The sequence below is a fragment of the Jeotgalicoccus huakuii genome, from assembly GCF_036665975.1.
Classification (GTDB): domain Bacteria; phylum Bacillota; class Bacilli; order Staphylococcales; family Salinicoccaceae; genus Jeotgalicoccus; species Jeotgalicoccus marinus.
Genome location: NZ_JAVIYN010000025.1, coordinates 1 through 23,566, shown reverse-complemented (window position 1 = coordinate 23,566; position 23,566 = coordinate 1). Strand labels below are relative to the sequence as shown.

The 23,566-nt window shown below is 38.8% G+C and carries 28 protein-coding genes; 26 read left to right on the top strand and 2 right to left on the bottom strand.

From position 1 onward, the window contains the following. Positions 1 to 182: hypothetical protein (locus tag V6E76_RS11100; RefSeq protein WP_499797811.1), on the top strand; the 182-nt coding region annotated here is incomplete at its 5' end. A gap of 261 nt (positions 183 to 443) precedes the next feature. On the opposite strand, the gene V6E76_RS11095 is transcribed toward V6E76_RS11100, so the two are convergent. Beyond that, entirely contained in the window at positions 444 to 743 is a 300-nt protein-coding gene (locus V6E76_RS11095; RefSeq protein WP_247352931.1) for a rhodanese-like domain-containing protein, read from the bottom strand. 103 nt (positions 744 to 846) lie between these two features. On the opposite strand from V6E76_RS11095, the gene rsgA reads away from it, so the two are divergent. From rsgA to V6E76_RS11075, 4 genes are read left to right on the top strand one after another with little or no spacing between them, the layout of a single operon-like run. Continuing rightward, a complete protein-coding gene (gene rsgA, locus V6E76_RS11090) occupies positions 847 to 1,707 on the top strand; it encodes a ribosome small subunit-dependent GTPase A (protein ID WP_247352933.1) in 861 nt (286 codons plus the stop codon). A gap of 2 nt (positions 1,708 to 1,709) precedes the next feature. Next, the gene (gene rpe / locus V6E76_RS11085; RefSeq protein ID WP_247352935.1) at positions 1,710 to 2,354 is read left to right on the top strand and encodes a ribulose-phosphate 3-epimerase; all 645 of its coding nucleotides are present in this window, start codon (positions 1,710 to 1,712) and stop codon (positions 2,352 to 2,354) included. Positions 2,355 to 2,358: 4 nt separating this feature from the next. Further along, positions 2,359 to 2,970 (top strand): thiamine diphosphokinase, encoded by a 612-nt coding sequence (locus V6E76_RS11080; RefSeq protein WP_247352937.1) that lies wholly within the window; start codon positions 2,359 to 2,361, stop codon positions 2,968 to 2,970. A 10-nt stretch (positions 2,971 to 2,980) separates the two neighbouring features. Then, positions 2,981 to 3,682 carry a DUF554 domain-containing protein gene (locus tag V6E76_RS11075; protein ID WP_247352939.1) on the top strand — a complete coding sequence of 234 codons (702 nt, stop codon included), beginning with the start codon at positions 2,981 to 2,983 and terminating at the stop codon, positions 3,680 to 3,682. Positions 3,683 to 3,734: 52 nt separating this feature from the next. On the opposite strand, the gene rpmB is transcribed toward V6E76_RS11075, so the two are convergent. Beyond that, on the bottom strand, positions 3,735 to 3,923 hold the full coding sequence (rpmB, locus tag V6E76_RS11070) for a 50S ribosomal protein L28 (RefSeq protein ID WP_026867566.1): 189 nt from the start codon (positions 3,921 to 3,923) through the stop codon (positions 3,735 to 3,737). 190 nt (positions 3,924 to 4,113) lie between these two features. On the opposite strand from rpmB, the gene V6E76_RS11065 reads away from it, so the two are divergent. From V6E76_RS11065 to rplS, 21 genes are all read left to right on the top strand, one after another. Beyond that, the gene (locus V6E76_RS11065; RefSeq protein WP_026867567.1) at positions 4,114 to 4,482 is read left to right on the top strand and encodes an Asp23/Gls24 family envelope stress response protein; all 369 of its coding nucleotides are present in this window, start codon (positions 4,114 to 4,116) and stop codon (positions 4,480 to 4,482) included. Positions 4,483 to 4,500: 18 nt separating this feature from the next. Continuing rightward, positions 4,501 to 6,153: a DAK2 domain-containing protein gene (locus V6E76_RS11060; RefSeq protein ID WP_247352973.1), complete on the top strand. Its 1,653-nt coding sequence runs from the start codon at positions 4,501 to 4,503 to the stop codon at positions 6,151 to 6,153. Positions 6,154 to 6,209: 56 nt separating this feature from the next. Further along, positions 6,210 to 6,875, top strand: coding sequence for an L-serine ammonia-lyase, iron-sulfur-dependent subunit beta (gene sdaAB / locus V6E76_RS11055; RefSeq protein ID WP_247352941.1), 666 nt, complete (start codon positions 6,210 to 6,212; stop codon positions 6,873 to 6,875). A 3-nt stretch (positions 6,876 to 6,878) separates the two neighbouring features. Further along, positions 6,879 to 7,754, top strand: coding sequence for an L-serine ammonia-lyase, iron-sulfur-dependent, subunit alpha (gene sdaAA / locus V6E76_RS11050; protein WP_247352943.1), 876 nt, complete (start codon positions 6,879 to 6,881; stop codon positions 7,752 to 7,754). Next, positions 7,754 to 9,721, top strand: a complete 1,968-nt coding sequence (recG, locus tag V6E76_RS11045) for an ATP-dependent DNA helicase RecG (protein ID WP_247352945.1) — start codon at positions 7,754 to 7,756, stop codon at positions 9,719 to 9,721. Before sdaAA ends, recG begins: the two co-directional genes overlap by 1 nt. A 12-nt stretch (positions 9,722 to 9,733) precedes the next feature. Then, positions 9,734 to 10,357 (top strand): class D sortase, encoded by a 624-nt coding sequence (locus tag V6E76_RS11040; RefSeq protein ID WP_247352947.1) that lies wholly within the window; start codon positions 9,734 to 9,736, stop codon positions 10,355 to 10,357. Positions 10,358 to 10,575: 218 nt separating this feature from the next. Beyond that, positions 10,576 to 11,145: a transcription factor FapR gene (gene fapR, locus V6E76_RS11035; protein ID WP_247352949.1), complete on the top strand. Its 570-nt coding sequence runs from the start codon at positions 10,576 to 10,578 to the stop codon at positions 11,143 to 11,145. 3 nt (positions 11,146 to 11,148) lie between these two features. Continuing rightward, the gene (gene plsX, locus V6E76_RS11030) at positions 11,149 to 12,132 is read left to right on the top strand and encodes a phosphate acyltransferase PlsX (RefSeq protein ID WP_247352951.1); all 984 of its coding nucleotides are present in this window, start codon (positions 11,149 to 11,151) and stop codon (positions 12,130 to 12,132) included. Then, positions 12,125 to 13,033, top strand: coding sequence for an ACP S-malonyltransferase (fabD, locus tag V6E76_RS11025; protein WP_247352954.1), 909 nt, complete (start codon positions 12,125 to 12,127; stop codon positions 13,031 to 13,033). Before plsX ends, fabD begins: the two co-directional genes overlap by 8 nt. Further along, positions 13,026 to 13,763 (top strand): 3-oxoacyl-[acyl-carrier-protein] reductase, encoded by a 738-nt coding sequence (fabG, locus tag V6E76_RS11020; RefSeq protein ID WP_247352961.1) that lies wholly within the window; start codon positions 13,026 to 13,028, stop codon positions 13,761 to 13,763. Before fabD ends, fabG begins: the two co-directional genes overlap by 8 nt. 36 nt (positions 13,764 to 13,799) lie before the next feature. Next, the gene (locus V6E76_RS11015) at positions 13,800 to 14,039 is read left to right on the top strand and encodes an acyl carrier protein (RefSeq protein WP_026867576.1); all 240 of its coding nucleotides are present in this window, start codon (positions 13,800 to 13,802) and stop codon (positions 14,037 to 14,039) included. Positions 14,040 to 14,121: 82 nt separating this feature from the next. Next, positions 14,122 to 14,883 carry a ribonuclease III gene (rnc, locus tag V6E76_RS11010; protein ID WP_247352963.1) on the top strand — a complete coding sequence of 254 codons (762 nt, stop codon included), beginning with the start codon at positions 14,122 to 14,124 and terminating at the stop codon, positions 14,881 to 14,883. A 4-nt stretch (positions 14,884 to 14,887) separates the two neighbouring features. Then, positions 14,888 to 18,445 carry a chromosome segregation protein SMC gene (gene smc / locus V6E76_RS11005; protein WP_247352965.1) on the top strand — a complete coding sequence of 1,186 codons (3,558 nt, stop codon included), beginning with the start codon at positions 14,888 to 14,890 and terminating at the stop codon, positions 18,443 to 18,445. Beyond that, entirely contained in the window at positions 18,445 to 19,551 is a 1,107-nt protein-coding gene (gene ftsY / locus V6E76_RS11000; protein ID WP_026867579.1) for a signal recognition particle-docking protein FtsY, read from the top strand. The genes smc and ftsY overlap by 1 nt, the downstream gene beginning before the upstream one ends. Beyond that, the gene (locus V6E76_RS10995; protein ID WP_247352975.1) at positions 19,541 to 19,879 is read left to right on the top strand and encodes a putative DNA-binding protein; all 339 of its coding nucleotides are present in this window, start codon (positions 19,541 to 19,543) and stop codon (positions 19,877 to 19,879) included. Before ftsY ends, V6E76_RS10995 begins: the two co-directional genes overlap by 11 nt. A 13-nt stretch (positions 19,880 to 19,892) precedes the next feature. Then, positions 19,893 to 21,239 carry a signal recognition particle protein gene (ffh, locus tag V6E76_RS10990; RefSeq protein WP_026867581.1) on the top strand — a complete coding sequence of 449 codons (1,347 nt, stop codon included), beginning with the start codon at positions 19,893 to 19,895 and terminating at the stop codon, positions 21,237 to 21,239. Between the two features lie 96 nt (positions 21,240 to 21,335). Further along, entirely contained in the window at positions 21,336 to 21,611 is a 276-nt protein-coding gene (gene rpsP / locus V6E76_RS10985; protein WP_026867582.1) for a 30S ribosomal protein S16, read from the top strand. A 5-nt stretch (positions 21,612 to 21,616) separates the two neighbouring features. Next, on the top strand, positions 21,617 to 21,844 hold the full coding sequence (locus V6E76_RS10980) for a KH domain-containing protein (protein WP_198687833.1): 228 nt from the start codon (positions 21,617 to 21,619) through the stop codon (positions 21,842 to 21,844). Positions 21,845 to 21,895: 51 nt separating this feature from the next. Beyond that, positions 21,896 to 22,390: a ribosome maturation factor RimM gene (rimM, locus tag V6E76_RS10975; RefSeq protein ID WP_247352968.1), complete on the top strand. Its 495-nt coding sequence runs from the start codon at positions 21,896 to 21,898 to the stop codon at positions 22,388 to 22,390. Beyond that, positions 22,390 to 23,058 carry a tRNA (guanosine(37)-N1)-methyltransferase TrmD gene (trmD, locus tag V6E76_RS10970; protein ID WP_247352970.1) on the top strand — a complete coding sequence of 223 codons (669 nt, stop codon included), beginning with the start codon at positions 22,390 to 22,392 and terminating at the stop codon, positions 23,056 to 23,058. The genes rimM and trmD overlap by 1 nt, the downstream gene beginning before the upstream one ends. A 143-nt stretch (positions 23,059 to 23,201) precedes the next feature. After that, the gene (gene rplS, locus V6E76_RS10965) at positions 23,202 to 23,549 is read left to right on the top strand and encodes a 50S ribosomal protein L19 (RefSeq protein WP_026867585.1); all 348 of its coding nucleotides are present in this window, start codon (positions 23,202 to 23,204) and stop codon (positions 23,547 to 23,549) included. The last annotated feature ends 17 nt before the right edge of the window (positions 23,550 to 23,566 follow it).

Genomic DNA, 23,566 nt, shown 5'->3' with positions numbered 1-23,566 from the left:
TTTGGGAGCCTGCCGCTTTTTTGTGGGTCGAACTGTTGAATGTGGACGGTGAAATCATGTCCATATATAGAGAGTGGTGGGGGGAACAAGATTTACATGTTCTGTTTTATATTTCGGAGTTCAACACCGTTTCGCTGTTGATCTTCAAGGCGCTTGGGAGCTCAACGTCATTTCGCCGTTGATCTTCAAGGAGCTTGGGAGCTCAACGTCATTTCGCCTTTGATCTTCAAGGAGCTCTGGAGTTCAACACCGTTTCACCGTTGACCTTCAAGGAGCTCCGGAGTTTAACGCCGTTTCGCCGTTGACCTTCAAAGAGCTCCGGAGTTCAACGCCGTTTCACCGTTGACCTTCAAAGAGCTCCGGAGTTTAATGCCGTTTCACCGTTGACCTTCAAAGAGCTCCGGAGTTTAACGCCGTTTCACCGTTGACCTCCGCATACCAAACTAAAAATAACTTCTCACACCTTGGTATTCACTCATACCGCCTTCTATATTGTTAGCATTGTAACCATGTAGAATCATGTGGTCCTGAACACGTTTTGAACGGCCACCTGATTTACATACTAAGTAATATTCTTTACTCTTATCCAACGTGAGTTCATCTAGATTAAAGGTACTTAATGGGTAGTGTACTGCTCCAGGAAGAAATCCTGTTTCTTTTAATTCATCAGTCTCCCTAACATCAATGACAACTTTCCCATCTTTACCGAGTACTGTATTTATTTCATTAATATTAATATCCATTTTAAACCTCCATTATCATTATCCATTTACATATACCAATCATTTTATCATACATAATTAATTGATATAATAAACTAGTACTTATAATAAACTGAGGTGTTGTATGCAAAAAGGGAAAATTGTAAAAGCTTTAAGTGGTTTTTATTATGTATTATCAGATGACAAGATATATTCGACGAGAGCACGTGGTCTCTTTAGAAAGAATGATGAGAGTCCCTTAGTGGGCGATGAAGTTAAATTTCAAATCGAAAATGAAGATGAAGGCTATATTACTGAAATTTCACCTCGTAGAAATGCTTTAGTTCGTCCACCGGTTGCAAACATCGATCAGCTCTTGGTGACGGCAAGTTTGAAGTCTCCGGATTTCAGCTACTATTTACTCGATCGTTTTATTGCCTATAGTGAAGCGAATGACATTGAACCTGTCATCATTGTTACAAAGAACGACCTTAACGATGACAAGGAATTGATTCATGAAATTGAAGAAACCTATGGTCATATCTATGAAGTTCACTTTACCGATAAAACACATATCAGAGAGGATTTACAGGACCTTTTCTCAAGGAAAACAAGTGTGCTCGCAGGGCAGTCTGGTGCGGGGAAATCGACCTTACTTAATACACTACTACCAGAACTAGAACTCAAGACAAATGAGATTTCCAATGCTTTAAACCGCGGTAAACATACGACCCGTCACGTAGAATTAATTGAGCATGACGGTGGCTACATCGCAGATACACCGGGATTCTCAACGATTGAATTTATGAACATAGACAAGTACAATATCAAATTTTGCTTTATAGATTTTAATCAATATAGCTGCAAATTCCGAGAATGTCTCCACATTAATGAACCTAAATGCGGTGTCAAGCAAGCGGTAGAAGATGGTGAACTTAAACAGAGTCGCTATGACAGTTATGTCAAAATATATAATGAAATTGACAATAGAAAAGAGAGGTACTAAATATGGCAAAGGTATTACCATCACTATTAGCAAGTGATTTTTCAAAGTTAGCTACAGAAATAAAGGAGATGGAAGAAGCAGGCGCTGATATTTTTCATTTAGATATTATGGATGGTCAGTTTGTACCTAATATTTCTTATGGTATTCCTGTGTGCCAAGCAATCGCAGAGCATGCAAGTATACCTTTGGATGTACATTTGATGACTTATGACCCGACTCAGTTTGTTGAAGAATTTAAAAACATGGGAGTCGATATGCTGTCGTTTCATATAGAGGCTACACCACATGCGCATAGAGCAGTTCAGTTAATTAAATCTTCTGGTATGAAGGCAGGCATTGCACTGAATCCACAAACACCAGTTGAAGCGGTCAAACATTTACTGAAAGATGTAGATTTTGTTTTAATCATGACAGTGAATCCTGGTTTTGGTGGACAGGCTTTTATTGACATGTGCTTAGACAAGTTAGATGAACTCACAGCTATAAAGCGTAATTCTGACTTAGACTTTGATATTGAAGTAGACGGCGGTATTAATGATGAGACCGGTGCACTTTGTAAAGCGCACGGCGCAAACCTACTTGTGAGTGGGTCATATTTATTTAAAGCAGAAGACAAACAACAAACGATTAGGAACCTAAAGGAATGATCATATGCCTCACATCAACGTGCTCTTACGGGATATAAAGGTTGAACCCTTATTAGAAGGACCATGGGCTGGGGTCGATGCTGGTGTAATGGGTCTACATAATAATAATTTTGACGTCAAGTATCTCTATGGTGATTTTGATAGTGTTTCAGAACTTGAACTTGAAAAGTTACAAGAAAATCTAGACTTTGAAATTTCACCAGCGGAAAAAGATTTTACAGATTCTGAAATTGCTTTAAAGGCACTCTCAAAAGCGGGTTATACGAGTATTGATGTTTACGGTGCACTCGGTGGTCGTATCGATCATGAGTTAATTAACATTCAACTGTTAAAAAACACGCAATTAAGAGAAATAAATATTAGACTTATCGATGACAAGAACATCATAAGTTTGTTACCATCAGGTAGGCATATACTGTCAAAGACATCGTTGACATATGTCTCATTTGTTCCGTTTTACGATGAGACGTGTTTAACCTTGTCAGGTTTTAAATATGACTTAACGGATAAATATATTAGTATTGGTGAAACATTGACCGTCTCAAATGAGTTTCAAAACGATGAAGCCTGTGTTGAAACGAGTCATGATTTATTAATGATAAATTCTTCAGATTAGAGGTGGATGAATGATATTTGCAGGTGCAATTGTCAACGCATTAGCGATTATCGTTGGTGGGTTACTCGGTATGGTATTAACCTTTATACCTGAGCACATTAAAGATGCAATAATGAAAATACAGGGTGTTTTTATTATTGCCATGGGTATACAAATGGTTGTCGGTGCGACCGACATTTTGACAACGCTTATATCACTCATTATCGGTGTGGTTGTTGGTGAAGTGATTCAATTGGAAAAACAATTAAATCGCATGGGTCACCTACTAGAGTATAAGCTTGGTGACAAGCATGGGGGTAATATCTCTCAAGGTTTAATTTCAGGGATGTTAATCTTTATTGTCGGTGCGATGGGCATTGTCGGTGGTTTGGATGCAGGTCTACGCGGGAACAATGATGTCCTGTATACTAAATCAGCGATGGACTTCTTCATTGCCCTAGTTATGACAGCGGCCTACGGTCGTGGCGTTATTTTTTCTGGTATTCCTACATTTATTTATACAGCACTGATTATTATTAGTGCGCGTTTAATTGCAGCCTTTATACCTGAAGGAACACTCAATTTGATGATTGATCAAGTGAGTGCAACTGGAGGGGTTATTCTACTTGCTATCGGTTTAAACATGTTAAATGTGACCACTATGCGAGTAGGGAACATGATTCCAGCAATCTTTATTGGCATGATTTTGGTTTGGATCATTTCATTATTTTAATTAAAAAGGTCCGTCAGATCAAATTGATCTGACGGACCTTTTTAATAAATTATTAAACGCGTTCTACTTTACCAGATTTTAGTGCACGAGCTGAAACCCAAACTTTTTTAGGCTTACCGTCAACTAAAATTCTTACTTTTTGTAGGTTAGCTCCAAAAGTTCTCTTATTAGCGTTTAGCGCGTGAGAACGGTTGTTACCACTTCTAGATCTGCGTCCAGTTACATAACATTCTTTGACCATGTGTCCCACTCCTCTACTTAAAATTACATAATCATGTTCTTTTATACTTTATGCATACTCTAATATGGTACACTAATACAGATGATAAGACAATAGAAATTTTTCGAAAATGTTGAGAAAAACTGTAATAACACTTGTATTTGACCAGTGGTTTTGCTTATAATTATATGATGTATTGGAGGCGAATGAAATGGCGCTAGAAATTGTAAATGATTTAGGTAAAATTGAAATTTCAACGGATGTAATTGCAAATATTGCTGGCGGCACTGTTGTAGAATCATACGGTGTGGTTGGAATGGCATCTAAGAACCAAGTGCGCGATGGTTTTGCTGAACTCCTAGGCAAAGAAAACTATTCACGTGGAGTAATCGTTGAAAATAATGAAGGTAAGTTGACGATCGAATTATATATAATTGCCGGTTACGGTGTGAAAATATCAGAAGTTGCTTCAAACGTACAAACTTCAGTAAAATATAAATTAGAAAAAACATTGGGCTTAAATATAGAAGCTGTGAATATACACGTTCAAGGCGTGCGTATTATCTCAACAGATGAGTAGCCAGGGAGGATTTACAAGATAATGAACAAAATAGATGGCGTAATGTTCCGTCAAATGATTAAAAACGGAGCACAAAACCTAAAAAAGAATGCAGATTATGTTGATTCATTAAACGTATTTCCGGTCCCAGACGGCGACACAGGTACGAACATGAATCTTTCGATGTCTTCAGGTGCGAGTGAAGTCGAACCGGTAGACGATAAGCATATTGGTACAGTAGGTAAGCACTTTTCAAAAGGCTTACTTATGGGCGCACGCGGAAACTCAGGTGTAATACTATCTCAATTATTTAGAGGCTTCTCTAAGGCGATTGAAGATAAGGATACGGTCGATACAGATCAGTTTATTGCAGCGTTTAAACAGGGTGTTAAAACTGCATATAAATCAGTGATGAAACCAGTTGAAGGTACAATATTAACTGTCGCAAAGGACGCATCTAAAAAAGCTGCTGAATTTGAAGGCCAAGATAAGTCAATTATCGAAGTGATGGAAGCGACTTTAGAAGAGGCAAAAGCTTCATTGAAGCGTACGCCTGAATTGTTACCAGTCTTAAAAGAGGTTGGTGTGGTCGATTCTGGTGGTCAAGGCTTAGTCTATGTTTATGAAGGTTTCTTAAGCGCTTTAACAGGTCAAGAAATCGAAGAGGACGAAGATCAATTAAACAATGAGTTATTAGTGGATTCTCATGACCACGACAATGATTTCGATGACTTTATGAGTGTCGATGATATCGAGTTTGGTTATTGTACTGAATTCATGGTGCGTTTCGAAGATGGGAAACGTGCCTTTGATGAAGATGAATTCCGTCAAGAGATGAGTGACTTTGGTGATTCTTTACTCGTCATTTCTGATGATGAAATTGTAAAAGTTCACGTCCACACTGAAACACCTGGTGAGGCGTTCACATATGGTCAAACATACGGTGAATTAATTAAACTTAAAGTTGAAAACATGCGTGAGCAGTTCAGAACAGTTCACGGCAATAAAAATGATAAAGCAGCTGAGAAACAGTCTTATGATACTGCAGTAATCACAGTATCAAGTGGAGAAGGTATAAACGAGTTATTTAAGAGTATTGGAGTGACTCATGTCATTAACGGTGGTCAAACTATGAATCCTTCTACTGAGGACATTGTCAATGTCATTAAAGATGAAGATGTAAAAGAAGTCTTGATTCTACCTAACAATAAGAATATTGTGATGGCAGCAGAACAAGCTACTTACATGCTTGATATTCCTTCAGCAGTGGTTTCGACAACATCAATTCCTGAAGGTTTAGCTGCAATGCTTAGCTTTAACCCAGAAGCAGAATTATCAGAGAATAAAGCGCAGATGACTAAAGCATTTGAATTTGTCCAAACAGGACAAGTGACATATTCAGTCAGAGATACTAAAATAGATGGCATAGAGATTAAAAAAGACCAGCATATGGGTATCGCAAATGGTAAAATCATTACTGCTAGTGACTCAAAACAGGAGACACTAAAAGATCTAATTAACAACATGATTGATGAGGATACTGAAATCATTACTGTACTGATCGGTGAAGAAGGTACAGAAGAAGAAGTTGAATCAGTGATTGAAGAAATAGAAGCAGAAAATGAAGATGTAGAATTTGAAGTTCATAACGGTGCACAGCCCGTATACAGCTACTTAATTTCTGTTGAATAAAGAAGACTGGCCGCATCGGTTAACCCGATGCGGCTTTTTGAACACGGAGGGATTGTATGAAATTTAAAAGTGTCTTTGACATAATCGGCCCGGTCATGGTCGGTCCATCATCATCACATACAGCAGGTGCGGCGAGAATCGGCTTACTTGCAAGAAGTCTCTTCGGCGGACAGCCAGACAAGGTAGATATTTATTTATATGGTTCCTTTAGGGATACATATCAAGGCCATGCGACAGATGTTGCTTTACTCGGTGGTCTCCTTGGTTATGACACGGATGATGAACGTATTATCAATGCAAAAAAAGAAGCAGAAACTCATAATATGACTTATAATTTTATAGAAATGAACGAAGAACGTTCCCATCCGAATACTGCGGTCTTACACTTGTTTAAAGGTGAGGAAGAGCTTGTGATCGAGGGCGTCTCCATCGGTGGCGGTAAGATTGAACTCGTTAGTATAAATGGTTACAACATTAATATATCAGGTAACTATCATGCTTTACTTGTCTTTCATAAGGATGAGTTCGGTACGATTGCACGTGTGACAACTAAGCTGGGTGAAGAAAAACTCAATATTTCTCAGATGAGCGTTTCACGTAAGGAAAAAGGCCAAGTGGCCCTTATGACAGTTGAACTTGATGATACAATTTCACAGGCCGCAATAGATGAAATACGTGCTGTAAAAGGTGTCGATCGTGTCATAGAAATGATTGGAGGATAAGAAATGTTTAATAGTATAAATCAATTGGTAGAACGTGCCTTATCTGAAGGTATTTCTCTTTCAGAAGTGATGATTCAACAAGAGATGGAACAGACAGGTCAATCGTATTTAGATGTTTATAATTTGATGAAAGTGAATTATGAAACGATGGAAAATGCTGTTCAAGAAGGTATTGCTGGTGTGAATTCTACAACAGGATTAACCGGTATGGACGCTGTGAAGATGCAGAAATATATAGATTCAGGTAAGGGATTGAGTGGTGAACTTAATCTCCTTGCGATTGCCAATGCAATTTCAACAAATGAAGTTAATGCGGCAATGGGTAAAATTTGTGCGACACCGACAGCAGGTTCTGCAGGTGTGGTCCCTGGTGTCTTATTTGCTATGGTGAAAAAAGATCCGACGATTACTGAGGAGCAAAAGATTCGTTTCTTGTTCACTTCAGGTGCTTTTGGTTTTGTTGTTGCGAATAATGCGAGTATCTCAGGTGCAGCAGGCGGCTGCCAAGCAGAAGTGGGTAGTGCCAGTGCGATGGCTGCAGCCGCACTTGTAGAATTAGCTGGTGGCACACCAGAAATGAGTGCGAACGCCTTCGCAATCGCAATGAAAAATATGTTAGGACTTGTATGTGACCCGGTTGCTGGTTTAGTCGAGGTACCATGTGTTAAACGTAATGCAGCTGGTGCATCCAATGCCTTAACTGCGGCAGATATGGCATTAGCAGGAATAGAATCAAGAATTCCAGCAGATGAAGTTATTGAAGCGATGTACAAGATAGGATTAACAATGCCATCTGCGCTCCGTGAGACTGGTCGTGGTGGTTTAGCGGCTACACCAACAGGAGAACGTCTTAAAGCAGAACTATTCGGTGCAAAATAATGACGCACATTCATCAGGTCCAGACACCAGATCAAAGTATAACGGGTTTAAAAGGTGTCGGGGATAAGGTCAAAGAAAAACTTTTTAGTATTGGTATAGAAGGTGTAAATGATGTCTTATTTCACCTTCCTTCTTCCTATACAGATCAAAGTGTGGTTAATTTAAATGAAGCCTTAGACGGTACAAATATTACTGTAGAAGGTACAGTGAAAACTGAGCCTCAATTAGCCTTCTTTAGAAAAGGTAAGAGTCGACTGACTTTTTTTATGGATGCAGATGGGGTTTATGTTAAGGTAACTTTCTTTAATCAACCCTATCTTAAAAATAAAATTATTAATGGTGAATTTGTTAGGCTCTTCGGGAAATTTAATCGTAATAAGCTTGAGATTAACGGTAGTAAGTTAATCTTTGAAGCAGGTGGAGGCATGTCGGTAAAATATCCACTCGGTGGCGTGATGCAGTCGAAAACCTTTCAAAAAATAGTGAGAAGTGCCTTTGACACTGCTATTTTTAACTTAGATTTACCACAACACCTAAAAGCAAAATATAAGTTGATGACTGTGCGCGACGCCTTGTTCGAACTGCATTTTCCAACAAGTCAGATTATGACAGATCAAGCGAGACGAACAATTAAATTCTTTGAACTGTATAATTTCCAACTTAAAATAATGGATAAGCGACAAAAAGAGCGTGTGAGAAGCGAGCGTTTTATAGTCGATTATAGTATTGATGAATTAAAGCAGTTTATAGAGACCTTACCTTTCGAATTAACAGGAGATCAAAAGCGTAGTGTCAACGACATCTGCCGTGATTTTAAGCAGAATATTTCTATGCACCGGCTACTACAAGGTGATGTGGGTAGTGGGAAGACAATTGTTGCTGGGATTGCAGTCTACGCCGTGAAGACCATCGGTGAACAAAGTGCAGTAATGGTTCCGACAGAAGTGCTTGCCAACCAACATTATCAAAGTTTTAAAGATACTTTTGGTGATAAGCTTGTTATTGAAAAGCTCACCGGGACGACCAAACCTAGAGAAAAAAGAGAGATTTTGGACCGACTGAGTAGTGGTGAAATTGATCTCTTAGTAGGAACGCATGCTATCTTTGAAGACGATGTGGTCTTTGACCGTTTAAGTTTTACAATTATAGATGAGCAGCACCGTTTTGGTGTAAGACAAAGGCAACGCTTAAACGATAAGGCTTATAGAAAAAATGTATTGTATATGACAGCGACGCCGATTCCAAGAACTTTATCGATCACTGCATATGGTGATATGGATGTCTCTCTGATAAGAGAAATGCCAGCAGGGCGTTTGCCGATTACAACAGAATGGCGACGCTTTAATGAGCTAGATCAAGTACTAAGCTCAGTAAAAAGTGAAATCGATAAAGGCCACAGCGCCTATATCGTTGCACCGTTAATAGAAGAGTCGGAAACCTTAGACTTAAAAAATGTCTATGAGATTTATAGTATATTTGAAGATTACTTTGGCCATGAAGACGTCGTTCTTGTGCACGGGCGAATGAAGCCTGAAGAGAAAAATGATGCGATGAGTGCCTTTGAATCCCTTGATAAGAAACTTTTAGTATCGACGACAGTGATTGAAGTAGGTATTAATGTACCTAATGCGACATCCATAGTGATCTTTAATGCAGAACGTTTCGGCTTATCTACTTTACATCAGCTTAGAGGAAGAGTCGGTCGGAGTAATAAACAAAGCTCATGTATTTTAGTCAGTGATGCGGCGACAGATAATGCCAAATTACGAATGGAAATAATGACCTCTACGACAGACGGCTTTATTTTGAGTGAACGTGACTTAGAAATGCGTGGACCCGGTGATTACTTTGGTGTCAGACAAAGTGGCTTACCGCAATTTAAAGTTGCTGACATTACAGAAGATTATCGTATACTAGAAGTAGCGAGAGAGGAAGCAGCAAAAGCTTATCTTCAAGATCAGTTTTAATCGGAGGAAACCATGAGAATTTTATTGAGAACACTCGGTGTGTTGATGATTGTTGCCGCACTAGTTTTATTTTTCTGGCAGGATATTAGAGAATACTTTACAGATCAAGTCAATGATAAAGTCATTACTGCCTACCAAGACGGTGATGATGATGTAAAGATAAATCCTTTAGAGTCCTTTGTTTCTGGTGTTGAAGCAACTGAAGATACATCACTTAATATTTCAGATAATATGGCTGGTGTGCTGGAAATTGAAAGTGCTGAAATCTTTGAACCATTATATAAAGGCGCGCTGACTGAAGAGAAACTACGTAATGGCGTTAGTTTACTTGAAGAAACGGATAATCTAGAGATGCAGAATATCCCGATTGCTGGACATAGAGTTGAAGGTGCAGGCATTCGATTTAACTACATCGACCGTGCAGAAATTGGGGATGAAGTCAAAATCATTACCCATGATGATACGAAAGTGTATAAAATTACCGAAATGTTTGAAGTCGAACCTACAGAGGTCAATGTCCTCGACCAAAAAGAAGGCGAGCCACAAGAACTGACATTGATTACATGTGAGGATTATAATCCAGACACGTTACTCTTTGAGAAGCGGCTAATCGTTAAAGCTGAAATAGTTGAATAATAGGGCACTTCCTCCGATGGAGGGAGTGTTTTTTATGTGCCGTCGTCCTCGTAACGAAGGCGCGTATTCTGATTTATGTACCGTCGTCCTCGTAACATATGCATTTTTTTCTCATTGAAACTAATTGAAAAAATGGTAAGGGTTTAATATACTAAGTTTAGTGTTATGTTTAGATATTAATACCAACTACTAAAGTATAGAAGATTAGAGGAATCGACATGGGGAAATTAAAAAAAGTGGAACGACAATCAAGTCTAGAAGCACATCTAGAAGAAGATCCATTTTTAACTGATGACCAGTTAGCAAAGATTTTTGACGTGTCTATCCAAACGATTCGTTTGGACCGTCTCGAATTGAATATACCTGAATTAAGAACGAGAGTTCAACACGTTGCTCGTGAAGGAGCAGATAAGATTCGTGCGCTATCTGTTCAAGATGTAGTCGGGGAAATAATCGATATCGAACTCAATGACAATGCAATTTCTCTGTTTATTATTGAAAGTGGGCATGTCTTTGAAAAAAACGAAATTGCCCGAGGGCATTTTTTGTTTGCACAAGCAAATTCTCTTTGTGTCGCTTTAATCGATGAGCCACTGGCATTAACTTCAAAAGCAGAAGTGGATTTCAAACGACCTGTTATGTTAAATGATAAGGTTATCGCCAAGGCGAAGGTAATCTCGATGGATAAGAATAGGGCACAAATTGAAGTGGAATCAAAAGTGAATGGTAAAGTAATTTTTACTGGAAAATTTGAAATGTATTATAAAGATGAAGATGGAGCTGAGTAGAACATGGCTAAAATTGCGATAGATTTAATGGGTGGAGATAATGCCCCTAAAGCGATAGAAGAAGGTGTACTCGAAGCGGTAGAGACATACCCAGATGTAGAAATTCTAGCATTTGGAACAAAAGGTAGCTACACACAGTCCCATCCAAAAGTGACGTTTATTGAAGTAACAGAAGTGATTGAATCAGATGATGACCCAGTCAAAGCGGTCAGAAAGAAAAAAGATAGCTCACTCGTTCGTGCAATCAAAGCGGTCAGTGATGGTGAGGCGGATGCGATTGTATCTGCAGGAAATACAGGTGCCTTGATGAGTGCAGGACTCTTTGGAGTCAAGCGTATAAAGGGTATCGAACGTCCGGCAATTACTTCGATGATTCCGACCACATCAGGTGATGGCATGATGTTACTTGATATGGGTGCGAATTCTGAGAATAAACCGAACCATCTACTGCAATTTGCACAGATGGCAAGTGTCTATATGGAAAATATAGAGGGCAGAGAGAATCCTTCAATCGGGCTCATTAACAACGGTTCAGAAGAAATTAAAGGTACTGAGCTGACTAAAGAGACCTATCAGTTGCTCAAAAACAGCGGTTTAAATTTTGCAGGCTTTTTTGAGACGAGAGATATTTTATCCGGAAAAGTGGATATTGCAGTAACAGATGGTTTTACGGGTAATATCGTCTTAAAAACCATTGAGGGTACTGCAAGTGCGCTCATGAGTGAGCTAAAGAAAATTATGTATAAAAGTACATTAAATAAAGGTGCAGCCTTAGTCTTGAAAAATGATCTAGGCGACCTTAAAGATATGTTGGACTACCGCCAGTTTGGTGGTGCACCATTAATGGGCTTACGCGGAAATGTGCTTAAGGCACATGGTTCTTCTGACTCGACGGCTATCGTTAATGCTATAAAACAAGCAAAAATTATGGCGGATTCTGGTACGATTGAAAAAATTCAAGAATTGATAGGTGAAACAAATGAGTAGATTACTAATCTTTCCTGGCCAAGGCGCACAGTACGGCGGTATGGCTAAGGATCTATACGAAAATAACGACAAGGCAAAAGCCATTCTCGATAAAATTTTCGACTTATCAAACTACGACTTAAAAGAAATTATGTTTAGTGAAGATGATGACAGATTGAACGACACTAAGTATACTCAGCCAGCTCTTTTTGCTCATAGTCTAGCAGTCGTTGAAGCAACAGGTATAACAGGCGATTACTTACTTGGGCACTCACTAGGTGAGCTTCCAGCATTGGTACATGCTGGTGTTGTTTCATTGGCAGATGGTGTTCGTCTTGTAGAAAAACGTGGGGAACTAATGAGTCAAACTGAAGATGGCGCGATGGCTGCCATCATTGGTATGGACTATGATGCGCTTAAAGAAACTTGTGAGGCTGCCTCAACGGATGAGGAAAGCGTTGCACCTGCAAACATTAATGCACCAGACCAAGTTGTTGTTTCAGGTGATAAGGCTGCAGTCGAACGTTTTAGAACACTCGCGAAGGATGCTGGTGCGAGACGCGTCATACCATTAAAGGTATCTGGCGCTTTTCACTCTCACTTAATGGCACCTGCGAAAGATCAGTTTAAGGCTTTTGTTGAAGATATTACTTTCAACGATGCAAAAACACCTGTCATTCAAAATGTGTCTGCTAAAGCTGAAACTGATAGTAAAACAATAAAGGCAAATTTTGTTGAACAAATCACGCATCCAGTCCGTTTTGTAGAATGTGTGGAAACTGCAGCGGCACATGGTGTAACAGAATCTGTAGAGGTTGGACCGAAGAAAGTTCAGTCTGGCTTAGTACGTAAGATCACTAAGGAAATCTCAACATCAAATATTGATACGATCGAACACGTGGAGGTGTTTTTAAATGAGTAAAGTTGCATTAGTCACTGGCGCATCTCGAGGAATTGGTCGAGCGATTGCATTGACCCTAGCTGAAGAAGGGCACACTGTAGTCATCAATTACTCTGGTTCAAAAGACAAAGCAGAAGAAGTTGTTAAAGAGATTGAAGACAAGGGTGGGAAAGCGACAGCCTATCAGTGCCAAGTCCAAAATGCTGATGAAGTGAAAGAAATGGTTAAATATATCACGGATACTTATAGCTCTATCGATGTTGTTGTAAACAACGCAGGTATTACAAAAGATAATCTATTGATGCGCATGAAAGAGGAAGAATTTGACGCAGTTGTGGATGTTAACTTAAAAGGTGCATTCAATGTCATTAAGAGTGTATCAAGACCGATGATCCGCCAAAAGTCAGGGCGTATTATTAATATTTCAAGTATCGTTGGATCACTTGGGAATGCAGGGCAAACAAACTATGTTGCAACGAAGGCAGCGATCGATGGCATGACGAAGTCAACTGCGAGAGAGCTTGCAGCTAAAAACATTACAGTGAATGCTGTGGCACCTGGATTTATTAAAAGTGATATGACAGATGTTTTAAGTGATGACATCAAAGATGGTATGTTACAACAAATTCCTCTAAAACATTTCGGTGACACGAAAGATATCGCAGATGCAGTGAGTTTCTTAGCAAGTGACCGTGCATCGTACATTACAGGCCAAGTATTACACGTCAACGGCGGTATGTACATGGGGTAAGGCTTATGATATTATTTAAGGGAGGTGAATTGAATAATGGCTAACATTGACAAAATTAAAGATATCATCGTTGACAAACTTGGAATCGATGAAGAAAAAGTAACTAGAGAAGCTTCTTTTAAAGATGATCTAGGTGCTGACTCACTTGACATTGCTGAACTAGTAATGGAACTTGAAGACGAGTTTGATATGGAAATTCCTGATGAGGAAGCTGAAAAGATTAACACAGTAGGCGACGCATTAGATTTCATTGATAAAATCGAAAAAGAGCAATAATAAGCTTCGAAAAATCCACTCCGGAGAGTGGATTTTTCTTTGTAATTAAAAACTAAGAAAGTAAAATATAAGAGGTGATTAAATGGACTTTAACGTTGTCTTAAACAAGGTGAAAACTGAAGACAGTGCTAGGGAAAAGCTAAAAGACTTTAACCAACTATTTAAAGTATTTACAAGTCAGTTGAATATAACAGTAGAAAATTTAATGCTCTACCAACAAGCCTTTATGCATAGTTCATATATCAATGATTTAGGCTTAGATAAACGCTATAATAATGAGCGTTTAGAATTTCTAGGAGATGCGGTACTAGAATTGATGGTTTCAGATCATATTTTTAACAAATACGAAGCTTTACCTGAGGGCAGATTAACAAAACTTCGTGCCAATATCGTATGTGAACCTTCACTTGTAGTATTTGCCTCAAAAATTAACATGGAACAACTCATCCTACTGGGTAGGGGTGAGGAGAAAACAGGGGGTAGACATAGACCGTCTATTGTTAGTGATGCCTTTGAAGCCTTCTTAGGCGCCTTGTACTTAGATCAGGGCACCAAGGGTGTCTTTCAATTTTTAAGTCAGGTTGTCTTCCCAGAAATACAGACGAGTGATTATAACGCAGTGGTGGATTACAAGACAAAGTTACAAGAATATGCGCACAGTGCTTTTAAAGATAGCGTATCTTATACACTGGTTAGTGCATCTGGACCGAGCCATCATAGACAATTTGAGACCACTGCAAACTTAGGTAATAAAGTCCTCGGCCATGGTCAAGGTCTAACTAAAAAAGAATCAGAACAACAAGCAGCTAAAAGTGCATTGCTGGCACTTGGCCAAGAGGTGTAAATGAATGGTATTTTTAAAGCGAATCGAAGCACAAGGATTTAAATCTTTTGCAGATAAAGTAAATATTAAATTCGATAGCGGAGTCACAGCAGTTGTCGGGCCTAACGGTAGTGGTAAAAGTAACATCACTGATGCTATACGCTGGGTGCTTGGAGAGCAGTCTGCACGTGTCATGCGTGGTGCGAAGATGGAAGATGTCATCTTTGATGGGACTGAAAACCGTAACCCTATGAATAGTGCTTCTGTTAGCTTGATATTAGACAACAGTAAAAAAGTACTTGGTGATGAAGCGGAAGTCGTTATATCTAGGAAATTATATAGAAGCGGTGACAGTGAGTACTTCATTAATAAGGAAAAGGCTAAGTTAAAAAATATTACTGAACTCTTTATGGATTCAGGACTTGGCAAAAATGCATACAATATTATCAGCCAGGGCCAAGTCGATGAAATACTCAATGCAAAACCATTAGAACGTCGTAAGATTATCGAAGAAGCTGCAGGTGTCATGAAGTATAAAAGTCGTAAAATTGAGTCGGAGAAACGTCTCGAAGAGACCAAGCAAAACTTACTTCGTGTCCACGATATTATCGAAGAAATTTCTTCACGCGTAGAACGTTTAGAAAGAGAAAGTGCTGTCGCTGAGGAGTACTTGGCCTTAAAAGATGAAATGACTGAAAGTGATATTGAAGTTACCGTCTATGATGCGAAGTTACTCGCTAGTGAACTCAATGACTTAAAGACAGCTATAAATAAAGAAGAAACGACGTTAAAGACTTCCCGTGAAAAATTAGAGTCAGTCTTAAATGAACAGACAGAGTTAAATAATGAACGTGAAGAATTAGAAGCGAAATCAAAGTCATTAAACAACCAATTATTAGAAGATACACGTACGCTTGAGCAAATTGAGGGTCGCATCGCCTTATATGCTGAAAGAGAAACAAACAAGGAAACCTTAAAAGAAGATTTAAACAGTCGTCTTGAAAAAAATAAGGCTGAAATTAGTACGCTAAAAGAGCAGTTGCTAGAAGAAACAACTAAAAAAGATGAGTTAGCAAATGTTTGCACTGAACTTGCCACAAAGATTAAAAATAAGGAAAGAGAAATTAGTGTCATTAGAGAAGGCAATGATACTGATATAGAAGATTTAAAAGATCAGTATTATCAACTCATGGTGGAAAAGACGACCTTAGAAAATGATAAACGTCGTAATCATGATGAGCAGTCTAAAATCGAAAATAATATTCGCTATAAATCCGAACGTTTAGAAACACTTTTAAATGAAGTGACTGACGTAGAATCGAAACTTAAGGACTTAAAAGCAGAAGCAGAATCGACAGGGCAGAATCTAAATAAAGCGAGACAAGCATATAAGGATGCTAAATCTAAGCTCGACGCCTTAAATGAAAATTACGATAAGGCCAAAAGTGATTATAACCGTGCCGAAAACTTCATCCAAAACCAGCAATCAAAGCTAGATATGCTTAAGAATATGGAAGAAAACTACCAAGGGTATTACCCTGGTGTACGGGCAATCTTGAAAAATAAAAAGAGTATTCCCGGTGTTGTTGGCCCAGTGGGTGAATTGATTAGTGCTAATCCTGAATATATGACTGCTTTAGATACTGCACTTGGTCAAGCGAGTCAGAATATTGTTATGGATGTAGAGCATAATGCGAGAACTGCAATCCAATTTTTAAAACAAAAGAAACTCGGTTTCGCAACATTCTTACCACTTGATACCATTAAAGAGCGGCACTTATCGGTGGATATAGAAAATGCACTACAGTCTTCTGGTGTGGAATATCAAATATTATCAGAAGTGACAGATATTGACCGTGCCTATAAAAAAGTGATTCTACACTTATTAAATACGACGATTGTCGTGAAAAACTTAGAAGATGCTTCTCGTATATCACGAGCGAGTAATCAAAGGGTCAGAATTATTACCTTAGACGGCGACATTATCATGCCTGGTGGGGCAATGAGTGGTGGTTCTAAAAACCGTAAGGGATCCATCATGGAAACTAAAAAAGAAATCGCTAATATCACTGAAAAAGTAAATGCCTATAAATCACAGACAGCAGAGCTTGAAAATAAGGTTAATCGTTATAGAGAACAAATCTTACAAGTGACTGCAGAATTAAAAACACAAGAAAACAGTGGTGTTCAGCTCGCAGAAATGTACGATGAAGAAGAAAGAGAAATTGCTAAACTTGAATATGCGCTTCAGTCAAAAAATGAAAGTGCTAAAGAGATTCAAAAGGAAGTCGATGGTTTATCAGCAAGTACGAATGAAGAAAACCTCGATCAGCAGATTGAAAACTTAACATCCAAAATGGCTGATATTGAAACTTCAATTAACATGATGAGTCGTTCTAATGATGAAAAAGATAAGGAAATAGAAACATTATCACACGAGATTCAACAGCTAAATAATGATAAAATAAGTAAAGACGGTGATGTGCGTTACACTCGTGCATCGATTAGCCGGATTGAAGCGTCAATTGAAGATCTTGAAAATCAAATTGCGAATATTGAAAGTGAAATCAGCATGGTGGATGATGACTTATCTGCTATGAATATTGAAGAATTAGAGGCGAACAAAACCGAGTTAACACAGGCTGTCGCGTCCATTAAATCTTCTCAACAAACGACTGATGAAAAATTGGTCCAAGTTAAGGAAGCGCTAAAATCTATCGCAAGTAAAGAAACAGCGCTTCGTGCAGAAATTGACGACTGTCAATCAAGACTCCGAGGACAGTCAGCAGAATTAGAAGGTGTCGACACTAAATTAGAGAACAAACTGACTTATATTAGTGATAACTACAAGATGACTTATGAGTTAGCACTCAGCAAGTTCGATAGTTTTGAAAACATTGAAGAAAAACGTCAAAAAATCACTTTAAACAAGAAGAGTATTGAAGAACTCGGACCAGTTAACCTGGGTTCAATCGAAGAGTTTAAGACAGTCAATGAACGCTATACCTTCTTAAAAGAACAAGAAGCGGACTTAATTGATGCAAGACAAACCTTATTAGATGTCATTGCTGAAATGGATGAAGAAGTTTCGGTTCGTTTTAAAGATACTTTCATTCAAGTCAATGCATACTTCCAAGATGTCTTTACGGAGATGTTTGGTGGTGGGCGTGCTGAACTCAGATTGCAAGAACCTGACAATTACTTAGATTCTGGTATTGAGATTTTTGCTGAGCCACCCGGCAAGAAGTTATCCTCCCTATCTTTATTATCCGGTGGGGAACGTGCTTTGACAGCAATCAGCCTACTTTTTAGTGTACTTAGAGTTAAGGTGAGTCCGTTTATAATTTTAGATGAAGTTGAAGCGGCACTCGATGAAGCAAACGTGATAAGATATGCAAGGTACTTGAAAAAACTATCTCACGATACGCAGTTTATCGTTATAACACATAGAAAAGGCACTATGGAAGAATCAGACCGCTTGTTTGGTGTAACCATGCAAGAAAAAGGTGTGACGAAGTTAATCAGTGTCGATTTGAAAAACTATGTTGACCCTGGAGTTAATGAAGAGAAAGGAAGAGCTTAATGGGTATTTTTGATCGTTTCAGACGTAAGAAAAAAACAAGTGAAGAAACCCCAGAAAATTTAGAAACACAGACAGACAAGCTTGATGACGGGCTGATTAGTTTAGATGAATTTGAAGAGTGGGAACAAGAACAGCTCAGCTATAAATTTGAACAAGGGCTTAAAAAGAGCCGTGATAAGTTCCAAGCAGATATCAATGCCTTGATGTCACGTTACCGTAAAGTCGATGAAGACTTCTTTGAAGCATTAGAAGAAGTACTTATCTCAGCGGATGTCGGTTTTAATACTGTACTTGAATTAACTGAAGAACTACGCCGTGAAGCACAGTTGAAAAATATCACAGAAACGGCTGATCTTCGAGAGACCATCGTTGAAAAAATGGTAGAAATCTATGAGCGTAACGGTGACTTATCTGAAGAGATGAATATTCAAAATGATGAGTTGACCGTTGTATTAATGGTCGGTGTAAATGGTGTAGGTAAGACAACTTCAATCGGTAAACTTGCCTATAAATACCAACAAGAAGGTAAGAAAGTAATGCTCGCTGCGGGTGATACTTTCCGTGCCGGTGCAATCAACCAACTGCAAGTTTGGGGTGATAGAGTCGGCGTAGATGTCATTAAACAGGCGGAAGGCTCTGACCCTGCAGCAGTCATGTTCGATGCAGTAAGTGCGGCAAAAAAACGCGGTGCTGATATTCTCTTATGTGATACTGCAGGCCGCTTACAGAACAAAGGAAACTTGATGAATGAGCTCGGTAAGATTAAGAAAGTCATTCAAAAAGTTGTCCCAGAAGCACCGCATGAAGTCCTCTTAGTACTCGATGCAACAACTGGGCAAAATGCACTGAGCCAGGCCAAAGCCTTCAAAGAAGTCACTGACGTTACCGGTATTATTCTTTCTAAGCTAGATGGTACGGCCAAAGGTGGAATTGTTCTAGCGATTAAGAATGAACTTGGTATACCTGTTAAATTTGTAGGGCTTGGTGAAAAACTTGACGATCTTCAACCATTTGATGCAGAAAACTATGTTTATGGTTTGTTTGCTGATATGATTGAAGACTCAGAAACGCTCGAAGAAAAATTAGAGGAAGATGCTGATGACTAATGATTTAGAGCGCACGATGCGCATGAATTATCTCTATGATTTTTATCAGACCTTACTCACAGAAAAACAACAAAAATATATAGAATTATACTATCTTGAAGACTTTCAGTTTTCAGAAATTGCTGAAGCGATGGATGTTACACGCCAAGCAGTCTATGATAACTTAAAGCGTTCGAGGGACCTTTTAGAACACTATGAAGAGACACTCGGTATGTACAAGAACTTTCATAAGCGACTTGAACTATACAAGGATTTGAAAGTAGCGCTTGGTGATGATACGAGTGCAGAAGTGAAGGATATATTAAAACGTCTAGAAAACCTAGATTAAGGAGGCCAAACACATGGCATTTGAAGGACTTGGAGAACGACTGCAGTCCACAATGGACCGTATTAAGGGGAAAGGTAAAGTAACCGAATCCGACGTCAAAGTAATGATGCGTGAAGTAAGACTTGCTTTACTTGAAGCAGATGTTAACTTCAAAGTAGTCAAACAGTTCATCAATGATGTTAAAGAACGTGCCTTAGGCTCAGATGTTATGCAGAGCTTAACACCTGGCCAACAGGTCATTAAAATTGTACAAGAAGAATTGACAGCATTGATGGGTGGAGAAAACCAACGGATTAACATGGCCAACAAACCACCGACTGTTATCATGATGGTCGGCTTACAAGGGGCAGGTAAAACAACAACTGCTGGTAAGCTCGCACTTCATTTACGTAAGAAACATAACAAAAAGCCACTCTTAGTTGCTGGTGATATATACAGACCAGCTGCTATAGATCAGTTAGAAACTGTAGGAAAACAGATTGATATCCCAGTCTTTTCACTGGGTGATCAAGTCAAACCTGAAGAAATTACAGAACGTGCTCTGGCTCATGCTAAAGAAGAACACTTAGATACTGTCATCATTGATACTGCAGGTCGTCTGCATATTGATGAAGCACTGATGAATGAGTTGAAAAATGTTAAGGAAATTGCTAATCCGAACGAAATCATGCTCGTCGTCGACTCAATGACAGGTCAGGATGCAGTTAATGTAGCAGAAAGCTTTAACGATTTACTGGACATTACAGGTGTAACACTAACTAAACTCGACGGCGACACACGTGGTGGTGCGGCACTTTCCATTCGTTCAGTCACTGAAAAACCTATTAAGTTCATCGGTGTCTCCGAGAAGATGGATGGTTTAGAAGCCTTCCACCCAGAGCGTATGGCATCTCGTATTCTCGGTATGGGTGACGTATTGTCAATCATTGAAAAAGCACAGGACAATATCAATGAAGATGAACAAAAAGCACTTGAGAAAAAGCTGAAAGACTCATCATTCACACTCGACGACTTCCTTGGCCAAATGGATCAGGTGAAAACACTCGGCCCATTAGATGAACTATTGAAGATGATGCCTGGTGCCAACAAGATAAAAGGCCTCGATAAAATGCAGTTCAGCGGCAAGGAAATCGATCACGTACAAGCAATTATACGTTCGATGACTCTAGAAGAAAGAGAGCACCCTGAAAAGCTGAATGCGAGTCGTAAGAAACGTATATCTAGAGGTTCTGGACGTTCCTTACAGGAAATTAACCGCCTCTTAAAACAGTTTAACGACATGAAGAAAATGATGAAACAAATGACAAGTGGCAAGAAAAAAGGTAAGAATCCGTTCGGTAATATGGGCTTACCATTCTAAAAAAATAAATGTGTAAAGAAAAAACTCTTTACACATTTATTTTGATTTGTTATGATATATAAGTCGAAAAGATAGTAAAGAGAGGAGTTTTCACACATGGCAGTAAAAATTAGATTAACTCGTATGGGTTCTAAAAGAAATCCTTTCTACCGTATCGTTGTTGCAGATGCACGCAGCCCAAGAGATGGTAGAATCATCGAGCAAATCGGTTCATACAACCCGGTTTCAAAATCTGAAGATAACGTTGTTTTAGACAACGACAAAGCGCTTGATTGGTTACAAAAAGGTGCTAAACCAAGCGACACTGTAAGAAATATCTTCAGTGACAAAGGCATTATGGAACAGTTCCACAACGCTAAATTCGGGAAATAATTCCTATGGACAAATTACTTCAAACAATTCTTGAACCGATGCTAGATTATCCGGAGGCGCTCGTTATTACAACGGAAGATACGCCAGCGAAGATTTCGTACAAAATCAGTGTTCATGAAGCCGATGCAGGTCGTGTAATCGGTCGAGGCGGTCGTACAATTAAGGCGATTCGTGTCATCATGTCAAATGCTGAAAGAGATGCATCAAAGAAAGTGTTTGTTGATTTGCATTAAGAGACACACTTTTCTAGTGTGTCTTTTATTTTTTACTAAGAGGTGTATATCTTGAGTATTAAAATTGGTAAATTAGTCAATTTTCACGGCGTTAAAGGTGAAGTTAAAATCATGAGTGATTCTGACTTCTTAGAAAACCGTTTCATTAGTGGTGAAACAGTCGAGATTAAAGGTGAGACCTACACAATAAAATCTTACCGTAAACATAAAAACTTTCACCTATTAATCTTTGAAGGTGTGAGCAATATGAATGATATTCTGCACTTAAAAGGTGAGACGGTTTTTATCGATGAAAATGCAGATGACTTAACACTAGACGAACACGAGTTCCACGTAAAAGATATCATCGGGCTAAAGGTCATTAACTTGGATGATAATCAGACGCTTGGGACGATTAAAGATGTCATGTTCACTGGAGCAAATGATGTTTGGGTGATAGAGGGCGATAAGGAATATTTGATTCCTTACATCGAACAAGTCGTTCAGACAGTTGACCGCGATCAAGGTATTGTTGAAATTACACCACTTGAAGGATTGTTAGACTAATGGATATTTATTATTTAACCTTATTTCCTGAAATGTACAAAGGGGTCCTAGGGACATCTATTTTGAAGCGTGCTGAAGACAAAGGCATTGTGAATTATCACTTGATTAATTTTAGAGATTTTTCAAATGATAAGCATAATAAAGTCGATGATTATCCATACGGTGGTGGTGCAGGCATGGTCTTAAAACCTGAACCTGTCTTCAATGCCATGGATAGTTTAGAGCTCGATAATAAGCGCGTGATTTTAATGTGCCCTCAAGGTAAACCCTTTGATCAAAAATTAGCGGAAGAACTGGCTCATGAAGAGAATATTGTTTTCATCAATGGCCACTATGAAGGCTATGATGAACGCATACGTTCGCTTGTTACAGACGAAGTGTCAATCGGGGATTATGTATTAACTGGAGGAGAACTCGCATCTATGACGATGACTGATGCAATCGTACGTCTAATTCCAGATGTATTAAGCAATGAAAAAAGTCATCAAGAAGATTCATTCTCTACTGGTATGCTCGAACATCCGCATTACACTAGACCTAGAGAATACCGTGGTATGAAGGTACCCGAAGTTCTCTTATCCGGAAATCACAAGCTTATTGAAGAATGGCGACAAGAACAAAGCTTAAAACGCACGAGAGAAAGACGTCCTGATTTACTAGGGGAGTAAAAAGTTAATTTTATTTCTAAAAGTGATTGAATGGTCAACACTTGTATGGTAATATAATACGAGTGTAAATACACGTAAATATCACAGTCATCCGCTGCCAAAGTTCGTCGGCAAGATAACTGGAAGAATGGAGAAGATATAATATGTCACAAGAATTATTAAATTCTATTGTCAAAGATCAGTTAAAAACTGATATTCCTGATTTCAAACCAGGAGACACAGTAAAAGTTCACGTACGTATCGTTGAGGGAGATCGCGAAAGAATTCAGCTATTCGAAGGTGTTGTAATCAAACGCCGCGGTGGTGGAATCTCAGAAACATTTACAGTCCGTAAAGTATCTTACGGTGTTGGTGTCGAGCGTACATTCCCAATTCACACGCCAAAAATCGAAAAAATCGAAGTTTCACGTCGCGGACGCGTTCGTCGTGCTAAACTTTACTACCTACGTAACCTACGTGGTAAAGCTGCACGTATTAGAGAAATCCGCTAATAATGCTTTAAGAAAAC

Bases quoted from the DNA above. Each gene is read 5' to 3' on its own strand.
- V6E76_RS11095 (WP_247352931.1), bottom strand. From the start codon at position 743: ATGGATATTAATATTAATGAAATAAATACAGTACTCGGTAAAGATGGG.
- rsgA (WP_247352933.1), top strand. From the start codon at position 847: ATGCAAAAAGGGAAAATTGTAAAAGCTTTAAGTGGTTTTTATTATGTA.
- rpe (WP_247352935.1), top strand. From the start codon at position 1,710: ATGGCAAAGGTATTACCATCACTATTAGCAAGTGATTTTTCAAAGTTA.
- V6E76_RS11080 (WP_247352937.1), top strand. From the start codon at position 2,359: ATGCCTCACATCAACGTGCTCTTACGGGATATAAAGGTTGAACCCTTA.
- V6E76_RS11075 (WP_247352939.1), top strand. From the start codon at position 2,981: ATGATATTTGCAGGTGCAATTGTCAACGCATTAGCGATTATCGTTGGT.
- rpmB (WP_026867566.1), bottom strand. From the start codon at position 3,923: ATGGTCAAAGAATGTTATGTAACTGGACGCAGATCTAGAAGTGGTAAC.
- V6E76_RS11065 (WP_026867567.1), top strand. From the start codon at position 4,114: ATGGCGCTAGAAATTGTAAATGATTTAGGTAAAATTGAAATTTCAACG.
- sdaAB (WP_247352941.1), top strand. From the start codon at position 6,210: ATGAAATTTAAAAGTGTCTTTGACATAATCGGCCCGGTCATGGTCGGT.
- sdaAA (WP_247352943.1), top strand. From the start codon at position 6,879: ATGTTTAATAGTATAAATCAATTGGTAGAACGTGCCTTATCTGAAGGT.
- recG (WP_247352945.1), top strand. From the start codon at position 7,754: ATGACGCACATTCATCAGGTCCAGACACCAGATCAAAGTATAACGGGT.
- V6E76_RS11040 (WP_247352947.1), top strand. From the start codon at position 9,734: ATGAGAATTTTATTGAGAACACTCGGTGTGTTGATGATTGTTGCCGCA.
- fapR (WP_247352949.1), top strand. From the start codon at position 10,576: ATGGGGAAATTAAAAAAAGTGGAACGACAATCAAGTCTAGAAGCACAT.
- plsX (WP_247352951.1), top strand. From the start codon at position 11,149: ATGGCTAAAATTGCGATAGATTTAATGGGTGGAGATAATGCCCCTAAA.
- fabD (WP_247352954.1), top strand. From the start codon at position 12,125: ATGAGTAGATTACTAATCTTTCCTGGCCAAGGCGCACAGTACGGCGGT.
- fabG (WP_247352961.1), top strand. From the start codon at position 13,026: ATGAGTAAAGTTGCATTAGTCACTGGCGCATCTCGAGGAATTGGTCGA.
- V6E76_RS11015 (WP_026867576.1), top strand. From the start codon at position 13,800: ATGGCTAACATTGACAAAATTAAAGATATCATCGTTGACAAACTTGGA.
- rnc (WP_247352963.1), top strand. From the start codon at position 14,122: ATGGACTTTAACGTTGTCTTAAACAAGGTGAAAACTGAAGACAGTGCT.
- smc (WP_247352965.1), top strand. From the start codon at position 14,888: ATGGTATTTTTAAAGCGAATCGAAGCACAAGGATTTAAATCTTTTGCA.
- ftsY (WP_026867579.1), top strand. From the start codon at position 18,445: ATGGGTATTTTTGATCGTTTCAGACGTAAGAAAAAAACAAGTGAAGAA.
- ffh (WP_026867581.1), top strand. From the start codon at position 19,893: ATGGCATTTGAAGGACTTGGAGAACGACTGCAGTCCACAATGGACCGT.
- rpsP (WP_026867582.1), top strand. From the start codon at position 21,336: ATGGCAGTAAAAATTAGATTAACTCGTATGGGTTCTAAAAGAAATCCT.
- V6E76_RS10980 (WP_198687833.1), top strand. From the start codon at position 21,617: ATGGACAAATTACTTCAAACAATTCTTGAACCGATGCTAGATTATCCG.
- trmD (WP_247352970.1), top strand. From the start codon at position 22,390: ATGGATATTTATTATTTAACCTTATTTCCTGAAATGTACAAAGGGGTC.
- rplS (WP_026867585.1), top strand. From the start codon at position 23,202: ATGTCACAAGAATTATTAAATTCTATTGTCAAAGATCAGTTAAAAACT.